16 protein-coding genes and 1 pseudogene are annotated in these 17,250 nt (G+C 58.3%); 5 read left to right on the plus strand and 12 right to left on the minus strand.

The genetic code is table 11. The annotated features are described in order from the left end of the window. Positions 1–7 precede the first annotated feature (7 nt). Together BD293_RS13235 and BD293_RS13240 are read right to left on the minus strand one after the other, a co-directional pair. Entirely contained in the window at positions 8–250 is a 243-nt protein-coding gene (locus BD293_RS13235) for a helix-turn-helix domain-containing protein (protein WP_142082462.1), read from the minus strand. A gap of 657 nt (positions 251–907) precedes the next feature. Further along, the gene (locus tag BD293_RS13240) at positions 908–1,447 is read right to left on the minus strand and encodes a hypothetical protein (protein WP_142082464.1); all 540 of its coding nucleotides are present in this window, start codon (positions 1,445–1,447) and stop codon (positions 908–910) included. Positions 1,448–1,625: 178 nt separating this feature from the next. Here BD293_RS13240 and BD293_RS13245 point away from each other — a divergent pair, with 178 nt between their 5' ends. The 4 genes from BD293_RS13245 (at position 1,626) to BD293_RS13260 (ending at position 7,114) form a co-directional block, all read left to right on the plus strand. Then, complete coding sequence (locus BD293_RS13245) at positions 1,626–1,811, plus strand: hypothetical protein (protein ID WP_142082465.1); 186 nt, start codon at positions 1,626–1,628, stop codon at positions 1,809–1,811. A gap of 146 nt (positions 1,812–1,957) precedes the next feature. Next, positions 1,958–4,024, plus strand: coding sequence for an autotransporter domain-containing protein (locus BD293_RS13250; RefSeq protein WP_142082467.1), 2,067 nt, complete (start codon positions 1,958–1,960; stop codon positions 4,022–4,024). Between the two features lie 310 nt (positions 4,025–4,334). Continuing rightward, positions 4,335–4,799 (plus strand): hypothetical protein, encoded by a 465-nt coding sequence (locus tag BD293_RS13255; RefSeq protein WP_142082469.1) that lies wholly within the window; start codon positions 4,335–4,337, stop codon positions 4,797–4,799. Between the two features lie 230 nt (positions 4,800–5,029). Next, positions 5,030–7,114 carry a UPF0149 family protein gene (locus tag BD293_RS13260; RefSeq protein ID WP_142082471.1) on the plus strand — a complete coding sequence of 695 codons (2,085 nt, stop codon included), beginning with the start codon at positions 5,030–5,032 and terminating at the stop codon, positions 7,112–7,114. Positions 7,115–7,323: 209 nt separating this feature from the next. Here the strand turns inward: BD293_RS13260 and BD293_RS13265 are convergent, their stop codons facing one another. Together BD293_RS13265 and BD293_RS13270 are read right to left on the minus strand one after the other, a co-directional pair. After that, positions 7,324–7,686, minus strand: a complete 363-nt coding sequence (locus tag BD293_RS13265) for a DUF805 domain-containing protein (protein ID WP_142082473.1) — start codon at positions 7,684–7,686, stop codon at positions 7,324–7,326. A 292-nt stretch (positions 7,687–7,978) separates the two neighbouring features. Continuing rightward, positions 7,979–8,974, minus strand: coding sequence for an OmpA family protein (locus BD293_RS13270; protein WP_142082474.1), 996 nt, complete (start codon positions 8,972–8,974; stop codon positions 7,979–7,981). Positions 8,975–9,450: 476 nt separating this feature from the next. Here BD293_RS13270 and BD293_RS13275 point away from each other — a divergent pair, with 476 nt between their 5' ends. After that, the gene (locus tag BD293_RS13275; RefSeq protein WP_142082476.1) at positions 9,451–9,744 is read left to right on the plus strand and encodes a hypothetical protein; all 294 of its coding nucleotides are present in this window, start codon (positions 9,451–9,453) and stop codon (positions 9,742–9,744) included. Between the two features lie 338 nt (positions 9,745–10,082). On the opposite strand, the gene BD293_RS13280 is transcribed toward BD293_RS13275, so the two are convergent. From BD293_RS13280 to BD293_RS13315, 8 genes and pseudogenes are all read right to left on the minus strand, one after another. Further along, a complete protein-coding gene (locus BD293_RS13280) occupies positions 10,083–10,340 on the minus strand; it encodes a PAAR domain-containing protein (RefSeq protein WP_170207141.1) in 258 nt (85 codons plus the stop codon). Between the two features lie 198 nt (positions 10,341–10,538). Continuing rightward, complete coding sequence (istB, locus tag BD293_RS23555) at positions 10,539–11,321, minus strand: IS21-like element helper ATPase IstB (protein ID WP_246086342.1); 783 nt, start codon at positions 11,319–11,321, stop codon at positions 10,539–10,541. A gap of 474 nt (positions 11,322–11,795) precedes the next feature. Beyond that, a pseudogene (istA, locus tag BD293_RS23560) lies at positions 11,796–12,818 on the minus strand (IS21 family transposase); the annotation flags it as partial. A 101-nt stretch (positions 12,819–12,919) separates the two neighbouring features. Beyond that, the gene (locus BD293_RS13295) at positions 12,920–13,294 is read right to left on the minus strand and encodes a hypothetical protein (RefSeq protein WP_142082480.1); all 375 of its coding nucleotides are present in this window, start codon (positions 13,292–13,294) and stop codon (positions 12,920–12,922) included. 108 nt (positions 13,295–13,402) lie between these two features. After that, the gene (locus BD293_RS13300) at positions 13,403–13,600 is read right to left on the minus strand and encodes a hypothetical protein (RefSeq protein WP_142082482.1); all 198 of its coding nucleotides are present in this window, start codon (positions 13,598–13,600) and stop codon (positions 13,403–13,405) included. A gap of 14 nt (positions 13,601–13,614) precedes the next feature. Then, positions 13,615–14,400 (minus strand): hypothetical protein, encoded by a 786-nt coding sequence (locus tag BD293_RS13305; protein WP_142082484.1) that lies wholly within the window; start codon positions 14,398–14,400, stop codon positions 13,615–13,617. After that, on the minus strand, positions 14,397–14,897 hold the full coding sequence (locus tag BD293_RS13310) for a hypothetical protein (protein ID WP_142082485.1): 501 nt from the start codon (positions 14,895–14,897) through the stop codon (positions 14,397–14,399). Before BD293_RS13310 ends, BD293_RS13305 begins: the two co-directional genes overlap by 4 nt. Before the next feature lie 10 nt (positions 14,898–14,907). Next, the gene (locus tag BD293_RS13315) at positions 14,908–17,052 is read right to left on the minus strand and encodes a type VI secretion system Vgr family protein (RefSeq protein WP_142082487.1); all 2,145 of its coding nucleotides are present in this window, start codon (positions 17,050–17,052) and stop codon (positions 14,908–14,910) included. Positions 17,053–17,250 lie beyond the last annotated feature (198 nt).

A 17,250-nucleotide genomic window follows, 5' to 3' on the forward strand; every position in this document is an offset into this window, starting at 1 on the left:
TGCTTTGTCAGTTTCTGGGTGTGTGCATCTCCTCCTGTTTGTCATACCGCTCCGGGAATAGCTCTGAGGGCGTTACACCGAGCGTCTCGGCAATGGCCGTCTGGACGCGATGAGATTTCCGATAGCCCTGCGAAACAATCGTAACCGTTTCGGGCGCGACCGAAAGCTCGCGCGCGAGTGCGCTGATCGAGCTGCCTGCATCGCGGAGCCGCTTGCGAATCAAGAGATGTCGGATCAAGTCAATATGCATTTGCGGCTCCCGATCTAGTCTAGAATCGTCGCCGAGATTAGCGGCTGATCCTGTCCTTCAAGTGTCCCTGCGAATCACCTGTGCCCTCATGTTTGCCCGCAACCGAATCAGTAAGCAAGCCTGTTTTATTTTTATTAAGCCATTGGTTTAATTACGAAATCCTAACTTTACCGGACAAAACAAGCACATCTTAAAGGAGGCGAATCGGTTCTGAAAATAGCCAAAGGAATTCAAACGCCTGGAGTGGTTTCTTCTGATTCGGCCCTGTGGTGTCAGATCAGGTTTCGCGCGCGCCCCAAGCGTTCACAAATTCGTGATCGGTTGCGCCGCATCGATATCTCTTCGACATTTAGTATCGCCTTCGCTGGAAATCACCTCTGGTAGTGGTCGCGGGGCCAGCCAAAAACTGATTTTCTCAGCCATGATCGCATTCGCGATAGCCCATCAGCGACATTCACGAAGAAGGCTGCATAGAAGCAACTTGCGCAGTCGCAGCAACGTGCTCGGCCCTTGGACGGCCATCTGCCTCCGATCCTTATGCTGCGCCGCCGCCCGTCGTTCCGGAGATTCGACACAGTCGCAAATCCGGGCGGTGAACAAATCTGTGTCGTACTGAGTGTACACTATTGACGCAGCGTTGACCGGGCCGAACAGGAACTACGCTTGCGAAGACCTGAGGTCTTCAAGGTAGCTTCCAAGTTCTTCGCCATAGCCCCAGCCGGTACTGGCAACGCGTTGATATTCTTTCTCCAGCCGATCCAGCCAAGTTGCCGTGAGCTCCGGGTCGGCTTGCACGGAAATTTTCTTCACGATCGAGCCAAACATCGACCCCATGCTGCTGTAGAACGTCTCACCCAGATCGCCGAACTCCAGCGTGACGTCATTGCCGCATTTGACGTAGTAGAACATTAGCTCCAGCGTTTCGCCGAGCTGTCCCCTTGCCTTGTTGTAATCGGATATGGCACGTCTGGCGTCGCGGTACTTGATTGGTGCGTCCCAGCGGCTTGGATTGATGGCGGCCTTGATCCGCTTCTTGTAGGGCGAAAGGTCGGTGCCTTCATCCGAAACCAGGAATCTCGCATGCAGGAAATCCTGGTTGTTCGGGTCGGCACGATACAGGTCCTGTACGAGGCCTAGGAGCTGCACCCTAGAAAACCCCGACAACGCCCCCTTTATCGCAGTCCAGTTCTTTGTCACGGCTTGAGCCCCTTCCAGCTTCTCTCCAGCGTCTTTTCTAGCGACATTGTGGGAAGGATGAAATCTTCAAGCACAGTGTGGCGCGAGCGGCCCTTTGCCGCCGGTCGGGTTGACCACTGCGCCGCGGTGCAGCTTCCCCGAACCGGTCACTAGATCCAAACGGGGACCCGATTGCAAAGTGACAATAATTTCTGCAACCGAGCTGGACGTGATCGGCAAGCTTCTGGGCCACAGCCAGATGCAGACCACCCAGCGCTATGAGCATCTGATGGATTCGCCCCTGCGCGCAGGGGTCGATGCGGTGGCCAAAGCGTTCAGGCCCCGGCCCCGGCTGGTGCACGTCAATCATCCGCGCAGCGCCTGATGGAGGGGAGTGGCGCGGATGCCACGCCGCCGGGCGTTACCGCGCCCGGGCGGTGCAATCGCCGCGTGCAAGGTTGACGAAAGGTAAGGGGGGGGGGTAGCGACGTTCAAAGGCAAAGATTTCAGGTCAAGATATTGGGGGTGGCAATGGGTCCGACACAGCAGCGCGTAGTGCGGGGTGGGCGTCTGGTGAAAACCGCGCGGGGCGTGGTGAATTTGGCGGCGGTGGTCGGGTTCGGCATGGCCGGCGGCGCGGCGGCGCAGGGGCTGGATTGTATCAGCCCACCCGTCGGCGGGCCAGCAGACAGCGAGATCTGCGATCTCGGCACGCTGGCGGGCGGGACCAATAGCATTGCTTGGGGTGTCAGTGCCGATGGCAGTGTGGTGGTGGGCGTGCGCTACAGCAGCGCGGGCGACCGTGCCTTTCGCTGGGTCGCGGGCGCGGGTATGGAAAACCTCAGCACGCTGACGGGCGGGGGCCATAGCTATGCTGACGGCGTCAATGCCGATGGCAGCGTGGTGGTGGGCCAGAGCAGCAGCAGCGCGGGCAACCGCGCTTTTCGCTGGGTCGCGGGCGCGGGTATGGAAAACCTCGGCACGTTGACGGGCGGAAGCCGGAGCTTTGCCCGGGGTGTCAATGCCGATGGCAGCGTAGTGGTGGGCCAAAGCGGCAGCAGCGCGGGCAACCGCGCTTTTCGCTGGGTCGCGGGCGCGGGTATGGAAAGCCTCGGCACGCTGACTGGCGGGAGCTCGAGCTGGGCCCATCGCGTCAATGCCGATGGCAGCGTTGTGGTGGGATGGAGCGGCAGCAGCGCGGGCGACCGCGCGTTTCGCTGGGTCGCGGGCGCGGGTATGGAAGACCTCGGCACGCTGACGGGCGGGAACTGGAGCGAGGCCCATGGCGTCAATGCCGATGGCAGCGTGGTGGTGGGCCGGAGCGGCAGCAGCGCGGGCAACCGTGCCTTTCGCTGGGTCGCAGGCGCGGGTATGGAAAGCCTCGGCACGCTGACGGGCGGAAGCTATAGCCGTGCCCACGGCGTCAATGCCGATGGCAGCGTAGTGGTGGGCCGGAGCGGCAGCAGCGCGGGCGACCGCGCCTTTCGCTGGGTCGCGGGCGCGGGTATGGAAAGCCTCGGCACGCTGACGGGCGGGAGCTCGAGCTGGGCCTGGGGCGTCAATGCCGATGGCAGCGTTGTGGTGGGCACGAGCGGCAGCAGCGCGGGCGACCGCGCGTTTATCTGGCGTGCCACGGACAGCGGCGGGGAAATGGAGGACCACGAGAACCTCATCACCTCATTCCCCGTTCTAGGCAATGACAGCGCGGTGATGCAGGCCGAACAGCAATTCGCCCTTGGCGCGCTGATGAGGCCGGGCGCGTTGGCACAGGCGGGGGGATGGTCTGTTTCGGCCCAGCTTGGCGCGCAATCGACCGGGCGCAACCCGACCACGGTGGGCGCGCGCACGACGTCGCTGGCCGCGCTCAGCTTTGGCCGGGGGATCACCGATAGCTTCACCCTCGGCGCGACGATCAGTGCGCAGGGGTCCAGCCTGCAAAACAACGCCTTCAGCATGGATACCGGGTTCGCTGGGGCGATCTGGGGGACCTACAGCGCGGGCGGCGCAGACCAGACGGGGTTGCAGGCCAGCGGCAGCCTTGGCTATGCGCGCAATTCCGGCGATATTTCGCGCGGGCGGCTGTTGACCGATGTTGTGCTGGCGACCGGGCAATCGGCCGTGGAAACCCGCGCGGTGCAGGCGAGCCTTGGTTATGGCATGATGCAGGGGGACTGGCTGGTGACGCCCAGCCTCGGGGTGGCGCATTACGACACCACCCGCGCGGCCTATACCGAAACGGGTGCGGCCTTTAACGCAAGCTATGACGCGATGACCACCAGCCGCACGGTCGCGACCCTGGGGGTGGCGGGCGACATGAAACTGGGCGAGCAAGGCCGTCTGTCGCTGGGCGCGGGGGTGGAGCATGACCTGTCGGTCACCGCGCCGCGCCTGACCGGCACCTCGGACATTCCGGGGCTGGCGACCTTTGACATCGGCAGCACGTTCCAGACCAACAAGACACGCGGTTTCCTGACGGCGGGCTATACCCATGACTTCGGGAATGGCCAAAGCCTGAGCGGCACTGTGCGCGTGGGTCAGGCGGTTTACGGCAGCACGCCGTCGGTCGGTGTTGGCCTGAACTACGGGATGCGGTTCTGACAATATTGTCTGAAAGAGATACTGCGCCCGGCCATTTGGTTGGGCGTTTTCTTTGAAGCCTGGCCATCCGCTTTCGCAAGATGCCGCGGGGGCATTGCTGCAAGGTCACAGTCCGCTTTCCGCCCGTTGCGAAGTCGACCCGCGGTTCGACGTGGTCGGCCCTTTGCGGTCAGTCAGCGTCGGTGGCACGCTGCAGTGCGGCTTCACCAAACCGGCCAATCGTGCATCGCGCAGCATTTTTTGCTATTGAACGTCGCTGATGCGGACGATGCGGACTTTCGTTCCATTCGGGTTGGGCTATCATGACCGCATGTACAAACTGAAGCCGGGCATCAAGCAAGACCCGCAGCGCCGGTGGCAGCTGCCTGACCGCATTTTCTTCGGACACGGCGCATGTCATATCTTGGCGGGCATCTATCTTGAAGCTGCACCTCTCGCTGGTTTTTACGCCGAGAGAATCATTCCGGGCAAAGGCCATGCCGGCAACCACATTTTCGTAACCGATGGCGTCCTTGCCTTTGATTTCCGTGGGTATTCCTGCAGAAAAAACCTCCTTGCTCATCACATTTCGGGATGGTCAAAGGTTTCGGCCCCCGGTTGGCACTGCAAAATCGTAGGCGTGGACTTCGACCTTCTTGAAACTAAAGACTTAAATGCAAGGAAGATGCTTGGTCCGGAGCAGTACCTGATGGACCCACGACCACGCGCACACTCATTTCTCGGCCGTTTCAATCACATGGCTTCAGCCGTGCAGTCGCGCAGTTTCCCCGGTTGAGCGGTGGCAGCTAAGGGCTCGAAGCCGCCCTGCGGCGGTGCAGCATGGCCCGCCGACTCTTCGAGGTCGACCATCGACACACTCGGCCCACAGTTGCCGGGCCCAGTCGATTTCACACTGCCTACGAACGAAGCCGACTTTTGGACGGCACTTGTCCGTGTTAATCTGAATTTAGAATGGCGACGCGCTAAAGCCTTTGACGCGGTTGGCAGTTTAATTAGGGGGCAGAGGTGACTGAAATCGTCGAAACTTGTCTTATGGATCTTCCAACCACAGATGATCCAAGAGAAATGCTGTTTTGGGTAGATCGTTGGGCGGCGGCTCTTTCGGATGATCCGGAAACTGTTCTGGAGCTCGTTGACACGCTGTCCGACGCTGACACAGAAAGCACCGATAACTGTCTTGCCCTTTTGTCGCGCATCCTGGACGAGGCGCGAATGAACCGTGAAAACGAGGGGTCGGGGCCGCGCGACTTTTTTCAGATCCTTGCTGAGGGCCTGGCAGAACGGACTGAGGAAGGTAAGCTTGGCGCTGAGACCTGCTTCCAACTTTGCCAGGCTTACCTGCGCTCCGGCCTCACACCCCCCGACCAGTTGCGCACGGCACCCGACGCTTTCGAGGCGCTTGCGGAAGACGAGATACCCGAGCTTCCGGATGTCGCGGACCTCGCGGAAGCGCTTGTCCCAGAGGGGTCCACGCCTTTTGAGACCTATACCGGGCTTCGTGAAATTGTCGGCGCCATGCCCGCTCAGATGACAACGGCATTTCTGACGCAGATGATTGGGCAAGGCGATCCACGCATGATTGCCGTGGGGCGGTACTTTCTACTTGATCCAGTTGCTGAGATGCGCGGGGCGGCCATCGCCGGGTTCGAGCTGCTTGCCGGAAACGCAAATGTGGATGCTGCCCTGCTGTCCGACCTTATCCTGATCCGTAACTGGCTGCCAAACGGCAAAGCGCTCGATACACTGATCAAGGCTGCGCTGCGACGGGAACCGTCAGGTGGAAATGTCCCGCGACCGTGGCAGCTTCACCGGGTGATGACGTCGCTTCCCGACGGCACCGGCTCGCAAAGCATTTTGGGCGTTTGTAGCCGTGGAGGTACGCGCGCGGTGGCCGCCGTAATGATCAAGGAAGGGCACGGGATAAAGGACGCGTATGTTATTCCTTGTACAAGCAGAGGGGATCAGAAAACCATCGTTGAGCAAATTGAACAAGTAATGACGATGCATGACGTGTTGCCTGCATACATCACCCCCGCCATTCGCTGCGCCCTTGCCGATGGGCAGGCGCGCGGTGCGGTAACCGCACAAGGTTTCTTGGATGTCGCACCGATGTTCGGCATTGGCGATGTAACGCCTCAACCAGGAGGGAACACGGCACTTTTCGCAGCTGTTGATCCGGACGGTGAGCTTGCGGCTCTATCAGACAACCGCCGAAGCCGGTTGATAAACAAGAGCAGAGACTGGTTCTCTGAGCACGACATCTCTAGCAGCTGGTTCGCCTCTGATGCCACTTTGATGGCAGCGCTAGAAGAGGCATCAAGCACCCACAGCGCAAATAAGATCGTCGCAGGGCGTCTTGAGGAGGGGCGTGAACGCTGGGCAAAACTCTTTGCCCGATCAGCGCTGATCTTGCGCCACGACCGCAGCGCTCCGCCTGAGGCGTGGATGAGCTTTGCCGTTGTTGCTCAGGCGCTGGAGGCTGGACAAGAGATCAAGAAAATACCCGTCTTTGAGGATATCTTGGGGCAAACGCTGGAAGTGGCGGCGGCGCGCGCGATGGACGATCTCGACGAAGATTTGGAATGGGATAACGGAGATTTTGAAACGCCTGAAATCGAGCCCGAACGACCGGGAGAACTGACCAAGTTGCTCAAGGGTAGCCCGCTCAAACCGGATCAGATCGATGGCTACCTCACCGCAGTTCTGATCGCGCCGGAATTCACGCCACCAAATGAGTGGCTGATGCCGCTGATGGACGGAATCGAGGTGAAGGGTCACGGCTCCATTCAGCGCATCCTCGACATCCTTATGTTGCGGTATGGCGCGCTGAACGAGGCTGTTATCCTCGGCGTGGTCGGCGTAGAGGTCACAGACTTGCCCCTGAAGCGCTTCCAGGCCTGGACCGAGGGCTTCGCGCAAGCGGTAGATGGCATCAAGGGCGCCTGGCCGAAACGAGCACTCAGCCGCAATGACAAGTCGGTTCTCAATCTGATTCGAAACGCCGCCACTGAGGACCTAACACCGACCTTGAAACCGTTCTTGCCCAGCTGGCTACAGATGACTGCCGTTAAATGGCGGGAAGATTTGTGAGTCTTGGCCGTCGACGGCTCACTTCGGACTACTGATGCGCCTTGGCAACCTTGCGTAGCGCCGCCTGTACCAACATCACTTACGGCCCAAAGCGGCCGGTCGGGATGACTACTGGGCCGCGGTGCAGCTTCCCTTGACCGGTCACTCAGGAGCGCCGTAGCGATTCTCACATGCCGGCCAAAGTCGCTGGTGAAAGACTTTGCGGTCGCTCAGATTGGATCTGAGCCGAAACGGTTTTCACCCTTGCTACCAGATGTTGCCCACCAGACAATCAACACAATCCACCCAATGATGGGCACAAACAATAGAAGTTGCCACCAACCACTGCGGTCAATGTCGTGCAAGCGACGAGCTCCAACCGCGATCGCCGGTAAGAAGGTTGCAAGCGAGAACACTGCGCTGATGGGGCCAAGCACTCCCCAATGGAAGCCCAAGATCATCGTGATAAGATCAGCTACGATGCCAGCAAGTGTCAAAAACAACATGAACCACCAGAATTCCGCTCGCCGCGCGCGTCCCCGAAATTGTGCGTATTTGGTAAAACAAACTTTTGTGGCATCAATCATATTCATTGCAAAGGTGTCCTGAGTGGCGCTGTGATTTTTATCAGTGCGTTACTCAAAGAAATTACAAGTTACAATGGAGACATCCATGAGGGTCAACCTCCAACGTTCCCGGCCCATTCCGGCCGATCGAGACGACCACTGCGGCGCGGTTTTCGCTGAACCGGTCACTCAGGAGAGATATGTCGCGCTGACTCTTGCAGAACAATGTCGCTGATGCGGGGCCTTCCGGTCGGTCGCTGCATCAGAAGCTACGAGTACGCCTGACAAGTATGATACTCCCTTCATGTATTGGCTTACTTTATTTGAGCACCAACTCTACCCGACGATTTAGTTCGCGCCCTTCTTCGCTGGTATTGCTGGCGACGGGGGCCATAAAGCTCGCGCCTTTGGCCACCATGCGGTTCGTGGTAATACCATAATCACTGGCTAGTGCGCGACGCACGGCTTCGGCACGCCGCAAGGACAAGTCAGCATTATAATCAAAGCTACCCTGATTGTCGGTATGACCAACGACCAGTACGTTGATGTCGGGATTGTTCTCCAGTAGTTGCGCCATCTGCGCCAGGGCATCTATCGATTCAGGCCGAATATCGGCGCTGTCGTGCTCAAAGAAGATGCCATCAATAATCGCCTTACCCACGGTAGTCAGTGATGCCTGAAGTTCATCGGCGCTACGCACGCCGGTCTCTACCAGACCAGCCTGCATGGCTACCCCTTCGACGACCACCTTATGAATGACCGGTTGATCCATATCCATAATAAACAGAAACACATGGGCGCTGCCCGCTTGGTTTTCACGCCCTGCCAGCGATGCTCGCCCGTGAAAGGACGTGGGCGGTACCATTGAACGACGCAGTTGTCGCTGGTAACTACGAGGCATAACCATATCGCGGACGTACTTGCTCATCCAACTGCCGCAGCCTGTTCGATCAACGCACTCGAACTGTAGGTCAAAACCGTCCGCTACCAGCGCCTGTTGATAATTGCGCAGGATTTCCAGTACGCTTCTATTTTCAGGTGCTTGATAAGTAATCCACGTCACGCGTCCCTCAAGGGGTATTTCGACAGCCTGAAGAATCTCGGCATCCCAACCTCGCCGATTATGGTAAGCCTCAATGTGCAAGGGGCCGGAAGGCAGGGAAACCGCATCATATTCGCGCTCCAGATAGCCATGCATGACGGCACCACTGTAACGACTGACCAGCGGATTGTCGGTACCCGGTTCATCCGCGTAGACCGGCAAGGCTATGATAAAAATCCCGATAATTTGGCTAAGGATGCGATGCTTTTTCATAATCTTATCACGCTACAGAGTTAAATCACTGCCACGCACTATGGGTATATCCAGTCCGTAGCAGCACCTTGTGATGTCACCCGGCTTCCCCCACGTGGCCTGCCGTCTGACGTCAAGATCGCCTGATTGCGCCAGTTGAGCAAGCGTTTTTCGCCACGAGCGGCGTCTGTGGTGACATAAACGCTTCGAGCTGGGCGAATCGGCACGTGGGGGGTAGTGCGTGAGCTTTTATGTTGAGGCGGGTGGGGCCAAGAGCTCTTTTCCTAAATAGCCTCGCCCCCGGCTGTTGGCTGCGAGGGTGTCATCGATTGGCCGCGTCCGGCGGAGCTGGATCATTTCCTGGAAGCAATGCAAGGGGCGTGACCTTGCAGTCACAGCAAGCCGTTCAAAATATCGCAGACTACACTTTCCGTTGTGCCTCTTGCGGTTTTTACTTACCAAGTTAGGACAAAGGACCCACGATCGGAGATGGCGCGTTGAGCAAGCCCGTCGAAATCTCATTGCGGATTTTTGGCGCACTCACTGCCCTCATCGGCATTGGCTTTGGCGGCTTGGTGTTGGTCGTTTTCTTTTTTGTAGGAGCTGCCGCAGGCTTTGCCGACGAACAGTATTCGTTGATATACTTTTTATTCACACTCTATCTGATCACCACAATCTATGTGGCGATAAGATTGGCACTGCGCGCCTCATTTCAACGCGGTATACTGCTCGCATTCCTTGTAGTGCCAGCCTTGCTTTTCCTCATTTTGCTGCCGAAAGTTGCTGTTTAAAGCGCCAAACAGCCGCGCAAACAGTGCGATGGGTCGAGTTTCGGTGGGTTACAGCGGTTAAGCATCTTAATCTTCTTGATCGGCCTCGTTTTGATGCGGCATTTGGCACTTGTGCCAAGAAGTGACCAGCACTTTCGGGCTCGAAGCCGCCCTGCGGCGGTGCAGCATGGCCCGCCGACTCTTCGAGGTCGACCATCGACACACCCGGCCCACAGCTGCCGGTCGGGATGACCACAGCGCCGCGGTGCAGCTTTCCCGAACCGGTCACTCGTGCATTGCGCAGCATCGTAGCAGCCGCGCAACTGAGCCCGGCGCAGAGGTCTTGTTTCCGCTTGGCATCACGCCGGAACCTCGCCGGTATCTGAGCCGCTGGTGATTGTGCCGCCGCAGCTGGTTTTGCACCCAACATATGCCACGGGTTTGCCGTCAAGCCCGGCCACTGATGATCCCTCGGTGATTAGCGCGCCGCAGGCGCAGGCGTCGCCCAAGCGGGCAATCGCGCGGCCATCGACCTCGCCTGATCCTCCTTCGGTGATCGTGTTCTTTCCATGCCTGGGGCAGTCATGAACATCTCCAACGCGGGCGATTGCGGGCATTACGCGGCCTCCCATATGTCGAACTCCGTGCCCTTTACCGTCGCAGTCCAGATCACGATCAGCTGGTCTTCATCAGGGCTTCGGACGGGTTTTTGCAACATGCGTGACTTGAAGTGTAGCGCGTCAACCACCTTGTCCGGTGCCGACAACCACCTTGGCCGGTTATAGCGGCCGCCGGGGTTGTGTTTTTTACTGTCTTTAGGTCAGGTTTTTTCCTTCTTCTTGGTTGTCGTTTTTGGTTGTCGCTGAGGCTTCGTTTTGCATTTTCATGTTGGCCGCAGCGCTTCTTTGGCGAAAGCTTTGCGCATTCATCTCAAGAATGCTGGCATGGTGGACAAGTCGGTCGATGGCCGCGACGGTCATGGCTTTGTCGGGAAAGATTTGATCCCATCCACTGAACGGCTGATTGGCCGCGATGGCGATGCTGCGATATTCGTATCGCCGGGCAATCAGTTCGAAGAGCACCCCGGTTTCGGCCTGATCCTTGTGGGCATAGGTAATGTCATCAAGGATGATCAGGTCAAATTTGTCGAGCTTGGCCAAAGCTGCTTCGAGCACCAGATCCCGACGTGCGGCTTGCAGTCTTTGGACAAGATCGCTGGTCCGGGTATAGAAGACCCTATGGCCTGCTTCGATCAGGGCATGGCCAATGGCACAGAGAATGTGGGTCTTGCCCGTGCCGGAGTTGCCAATGGCGATCAGGTTTGCGCCGCCGTCCAACCAATCTCCCGCAGCCAGAGCTTCGACCCGGGCGCGTGGTAAGGTAGGCAGAGCTTTGAAATCGAAGGTTGCCAAAGTCTTTCCAGCTGGGAGCTGGGATTCATTCAGATGACGGCGCATGCGGCGCATGTCCCGCTCGGCGAGTTCGTATTCGGCCAGCACGGCCAGGAAGCGCGCAGCCGGCCAGCCTTCGGTATCGGCTCGTGTGGCGATTTCCTGCCATAGCTTGTGGAAGCTGGGTAAGCGCAGGGCGCTCAGCATGCTGGGCAGCGTGTGGATGTCGATCTCCCGGGAGGTCATGCGCGTACCTCCAGCAGCGCATCGAAGCTGTCCAGCGACGGATGAGAAACCACAACATCCTTTGGCAGCGTGTTTAGGGGTGAGCTGTGTCGCGAGCGTCTTTGGGTCCGGTATCAAACCAGAGCCGAGATCGTCAGCAAGAAGACGTGCCAATTCCGCTTCGCAGGCTTGATCGTGGGCAATAAAGAGCAGAGCGACCATGCGGCGGCAGGCGTCGCGTCGCGGCAGGCTGTGCTGTAGCACTTCCCAGGCCTGCGCGTATTCGGTGCGGGGGAAGAGGCTATCGCGGTAGATCGAGCTCCAAAGAGCCTGTGGTTTGCGCTTCAAGGCATGGATAACGTGGTGGTAATTGATGACATGGACACGATGGCCATCGTTACGGCCTCGGCCACGGGGATGCGTTGCGACAAGGGTGCTGCCCAAGAATGCGTCGAGGCGGTCATCATATAGATGGATGCGCAAACGCTGCCCGATGAGCTGTGACGGCGCGCTGTAAAAGATGCTTTTGACCCTGAAGCCGCCCATTCTTGTGACCGGCACGATAACTTCCGTATAGTCTGTGGTGCGCCGCGGCGGCAAAGGTTTAAGATGCAGCTGTTCTACCTCAACCGCTTCCATACGCTGTCGATTGCGCCGCGCCACCAGCATATCAATGAAACGACGATACTCGGCCACAGATGCAAAATCACGGCTGCCGCGCAGGATCAGTGCCTGTGCGATGGCCTTCTTCAAGTGACGGTTCTGCGATTCCACGGCGCCATTCTCATGGGCTTCACCACGGTTGTTGCGACTGGCATCCATACCATAATGACCGACGAACGCTTCATAGCGCTTGGTAATATCCTCACACTCGTCACGCGTCAGATTTCGAAATGCGGCTGAAAGACTATCCGTACGATGGTTTTGTGGAACACCCCCCAAGGCCCACAACGCCTGCTGGAGGTTCTCGGCCAAGGCCGTAAAACTCTCCCCGCCCAAGACAACACCAACATGTTCCCAGCGGCTATAGACCATTGCGAAATGATAAAGCAGGTGCGGGAATGGTGCGCCTGCAATGGTCACTTCCAGCTCGGCTGCATGGGTGAAGTCGGACTGTGCCATATAGCCTGGCTCTGGTGTCTGGCGAAAAATGATGTCGCGCTCCGGGCCTTTAAGCGCGCGCCACTGCCGGACCCTTCGCTCCAGGGTTCGGCGGATGCGATCATCTGGAAAAGCCAAAGGATGTAGACCCTGGAGGTGACGCAACAACGTCACGGCCTGCAGGGCATTGTCGTTCTCCAGAACAGGAAGGATGTCATTCTCCCAATACCCTTCAAGAGGATCGGATACTGTACGCCCGTGAACAATCTTGCGCTGTGAAGGGGGCGTTGGATCTGCATCAAATCGCCGAGCGGTTCTTTCGCTGAACCCGGCACGGGCGGCTGATGTGCATTGGCTGTGATTTTTGAGGTCGGTCATGTATAATCTCAATTGCTGGTCGGTGATGGATTGATAGGCCAACCGGGGTCCTCCGTTGGAACGTAGAGGCTTCCGGCTTATCAACCCGCAGCGACCAGCACCTAACCCAAAATCATCTTGGCCGGTGGCGCTGACCTCCAGGCGGGCAAGCCCGCCCTCCGATCAGCGCCACCGGCCAAGATGGTTGTCGCTACCGGCCAAGGTGGTTGTCGCTCAACATTGAAGAAAGCTGCGAGCTGGGGTTGGGGAACTGACTGGAGGGCCTCAAGTGACATATCGAAGTCCAGCGGCTCGGGGGAATGGGCAATCATGACGCAGAGCGCAAAGGCATTGGGTTGCGCGGCCTCTACCAACGCCGAGAGGCTGCGGGTCTGGCGCAAAAGCGCCGGGTTGATGTAGCGCGCAGGGCGTTCATACTCGGGCAGAGGCTTGAGCGGGAACCCCGATGCGAGCCAACCGTCGAGGACCTGGGGCAATGTGGCGCCTTGGCACCAGGAAAGAGCGGCGGCGCCCGTTGCCGTCCAACCGGCTGCTGCGCAAAGGTTTTCCCAATCCTGTACAGCAACGCTTGCAAGGTCAGCGGCCTATTCGGCTTCCGAATCTGCGATCATGCGCAATGTGCTCCCGTCTCCGCTAGGTGTGTCAATCATCCCGAAGCGAAGTTTGAGGAACATATTGTCATGCAAGATGCGCCAAAGGTTGGGTAAAGTCTGACCACCTGCGCTGCGGATTGCCCCAGCCAAAGCCATGTTTTTTGGATCATCGAACACGGTATCGTGCATCTGCCGGTTCTCAGTCATTGGGGGAGCAACGAAGCGGGGTTGAACTCGGTTTCTGAAATGCTGCAGCCAGCTGGTGGTAGTTGGGCGATAATTGGATGGACATCTGCAATTTGCCTGTAGGGCTGAGCGTAACTTGGGCTTTGGTTTTCAATGGCGCAGCGGGCTTGCGCTGAATCTCCTAGTTCATGATACAGATTATGCCAACGCTCAACGCTCCAGACGCCAGACATAGCTCCTAAACCTGCATTGACCAATCCGTCTCCGGTGTTCGGAATGGTGGCGTCGAACAGCCCTTCTGAACTTATTTGATAGCCGCCCGCGGCAGCCATCACCTCGACTTCGGCAGCAATTATTGAACCACGCGTATTTGCAATATCATGAAGCGAGAAAGGTCGGCGAAGTCTAACAGGTCCAGGCAAAGCCGAAAGCGAACGGCGATACAGGTCCATTCCTGTTTCGGCTGCGCTCTGTTCACGCCTCGTGGCGATTTCAGCGGCCAAACCAAATATCATGTTTCCCGCGCCATAGGTCCTGGCGGCGCGATAAGCGGCTCTTGCGCTCGCGCCAGCAGCCTTGAACACCTTTCCGTATGGTGCCGAGACCGCCGGCCCGACCCCGTAAAATCGTACAAGAGCAATAGTCAGGCTGTCCAAGCCGAGGAAAATGAAACTGTGATAGCCAGCACCGATCGCGAAGCCACCGTCATAGACCACACGCCAAGTCGATGATTTTGCGTTCATATGCCCTAACCAAGATTCGGCTTGGCTAAGGTCATTGCCAAATGGAAATGTATTGCTCATTGGTCCCCCTGAAATGGTGCGATCAGGCAGTGGTCTTGCTCGCGAAAGCGAACTGCTAACTCGATGCAATAACCCCCTAAATCTACGCCGAGCGTAGCTTCGCGACATTCGGACCATGCGTGCAACGCGTCACGTTCAGAGCAGGGTTCTTCTTCACAGGTATGGGTATAGGTGTCACCTGTGGGTATATGCGCGGCAACGAAGGTTGTTTCCGGGCCATCAAGCTCGAGTGCGTCAAAAGCGGCCAAAAGTCGGTCAACATCTTCTTCACTTTCGAGATAGGGATAAAACTGTAGTAGAGCATTTGCAATCTTCAGACTGGTCTGAACGTAGTCCATATACGCCGCATATGAGCAGACCAACCGACCGGAAGGCGATATGACTTCGCCGACAGGTCGGCTCTCTTCAAATCGTTTCATTGTTGACTGACCGATCAGTAACAACACGATATACAGAACCGCCACAACGGCCGCCGCGATGGCTAGGAATTTTTTCATTCTTCTTACCTCAATTCAGATTTATCTTTGAAGCGGCCATCTTGATCTCTTTGCCGCCCTCAACCTCAACGCCATTTTCGAAATCGAGGTAGAGCGTGTCTCCCTTGAGCCTGATGAAACCATCCGCAGTCATCCGCAATTCCGCTTTACCGACCCGGATTTCAATCTCGCCTCCACTGGTGACAGTAACCGTGTCCCCTGCATCTATGGACATCTGAGAGCCGGAAGCAAGCTGGATTGAGTTCCCTGCTTGCTCGACCAAAGTGCTGCCAACCTGGACGGATTTACTCACACCAATGACCTGCGACTTCACGCCAGGCGTTGTTTCTGAGATGACCGCATCAGCATGTAATGAATAGAATCCGGCCGCAGCATCGCGCAGGCCCGGGATTCCTAACTTCACCGCGATGTCGCCAATACCTTGCTGCGAAGACCTATCTGAGTTTGCAAGAGCGCGTCCCCGACTGCTTCGACCGATGTGAACCGCCATACTGCCGTGCACGGATTCACTATGGCTGCCATCCACTTCTACGACCTTGTGGTTACCAATAGATTGCACCCAGTTATTGTCGATGCGCTCTGTGTGGTTGTTACGGATCTTCTCGTTCCTGTCCTTCTGCGCATGCAGGAACACTTCCTCCCGCCCGGCCTCATCCTCGAACCGCAGCTCGTTGAAACCCTTGCCCTTGTGGGTGTCGGACTTGATGGTCATGCGGGTCTTGTGTTCGGGCAGTTTGTAAGGAGGGCGGTTGCGGGCGTTGTAGGTACGGCCGGTGATGATGGGTTGGTCGGCATCCCCGTCGAAGAAATCCACGATGACTTCCTGGCCAATGCGCGGGATGGCCATATGGCCCCAGCCGCCTCCGCCCCAGTTCTGGCTGACGCGGATCCAGCAGCTGGAGTGTTCGTCGGCAGGTGTGTGGCGATTCCATTCGAATTGGACCTTCACGCGGCCAAAATTGTCACAATAAATCTCTTCTCCGGGGGGGCCGGTGACCACGGCCATTTGCGGCCCGTCCACCACCGGTTTGCGCGGCACTGCGGGGCGATAGGGCAGATGTCCGGGCTGGGTGACGAAGCTGGCGGAATAGGTCGTGGGCGCGTCGCCTGCATCTTCTTCCAGCGCGGCGGATTGCTGGCCCGAATGCGACACGGCCAGCAGCCGGTGGCGGCTATTGGCGCGCGGGTCAGTATGGGCGGCCAGCGTCATCTGGAAGGCTGCGTTCAAATGCAGGCAATTCGTCTCACCCGCGCCAGTGGTGGCATCGACCCGCTCAGCCTCGATCCGGTGGCGGGTGAAGCGGTTGCCCACGCTGGCGGGGTCTTTGTAGCGGCCGGGATAGGCGAAATGCTCGTAGCGCCCTTTCAGCCCGTCCAGCCGCTCGCCCACGGCCAGCGTGCCCATCCCGGCGGGGGGGTTGTGGAACGTGTAATCCTCCATCGCATAATGCGAGGCGCGCAGCCGCTCGGTCTGACTGAAGCGGCTGACCCAGACCCCGCGCGACTGCCCGCCGGGATTGGCATTATAGGCCAGCACCGGATCGGCGATCATCGGCATGGCCAGCGGCGCATCGGTCACGATCAGCTTATGGCCGTCGGGCGAATGGGCGAAGGCGTAGAAAATCCCTTCCTCGGCCAGAATGCGCTCCAGGAACGCGCGGTTGGTCTCGCCCGCCTGGGTCAGATATTCGCGCGGCAGATAGGTCTCAGCCAGCCGCCAATCCACATCCGTGACGCCCTGTTCGGACAGCAATTGCGCGGCCACTTCGGGCACGGTCATATCCTGCCAGATGCGCCAATCCGAGCCATGATCGAGCCGCGACAGGCTCGGGCGCAGCACCAGCGTATAAAAGGTGCGCCGGTACCCGCTATCGCCGCGCATGGCATCTGTGACAATCCCGTGGAAATGACGCGGGGCCTGGTATTTGCTATACAATCCCAGACAGGCCGGCGCATCCAGCAGGGCTGCCAGATCGATATCAGGGTCCAATGAGGCCAGATCCACAACGATCTCGAAGGGCGTGTTGATCGCCTCTTGCACCGAGAACCCCACAACCGTGAACCGCCCCGCCGCCGCTTCAAACCCGAAGGCCAGATCCTGATCCTGATCCAGAAACCGCTGCGCAAGGCTGGATATCGTCTCGAATGCACCCATCTGAACTTTCCTCTAATCATAATTACACCCGCCGCTGTGGCCACTCCAAGAGCTTCAGGGGAGCGCCGCAAGGGTGGCTCCGGCCCCATCTGCGCCACATGCACAGACAGGGCCGGAGGAGTGTGCCCCGAACGGGGCGTTACGAGATCCGCTGACATGCCGGTCAAACTTGTAACGCTCACACGTCCTCCCCGATAG

This window comes from Roseinatronobacter monicus, assembly GCF_006716865.1.
Lineage (GTDB): Bacteria > Pseudomonadota > Alphaproteobacteria > Rhodobacterales > Rhodobacteraceae > Roseinatronobacter > Roseinatronobacter monicus.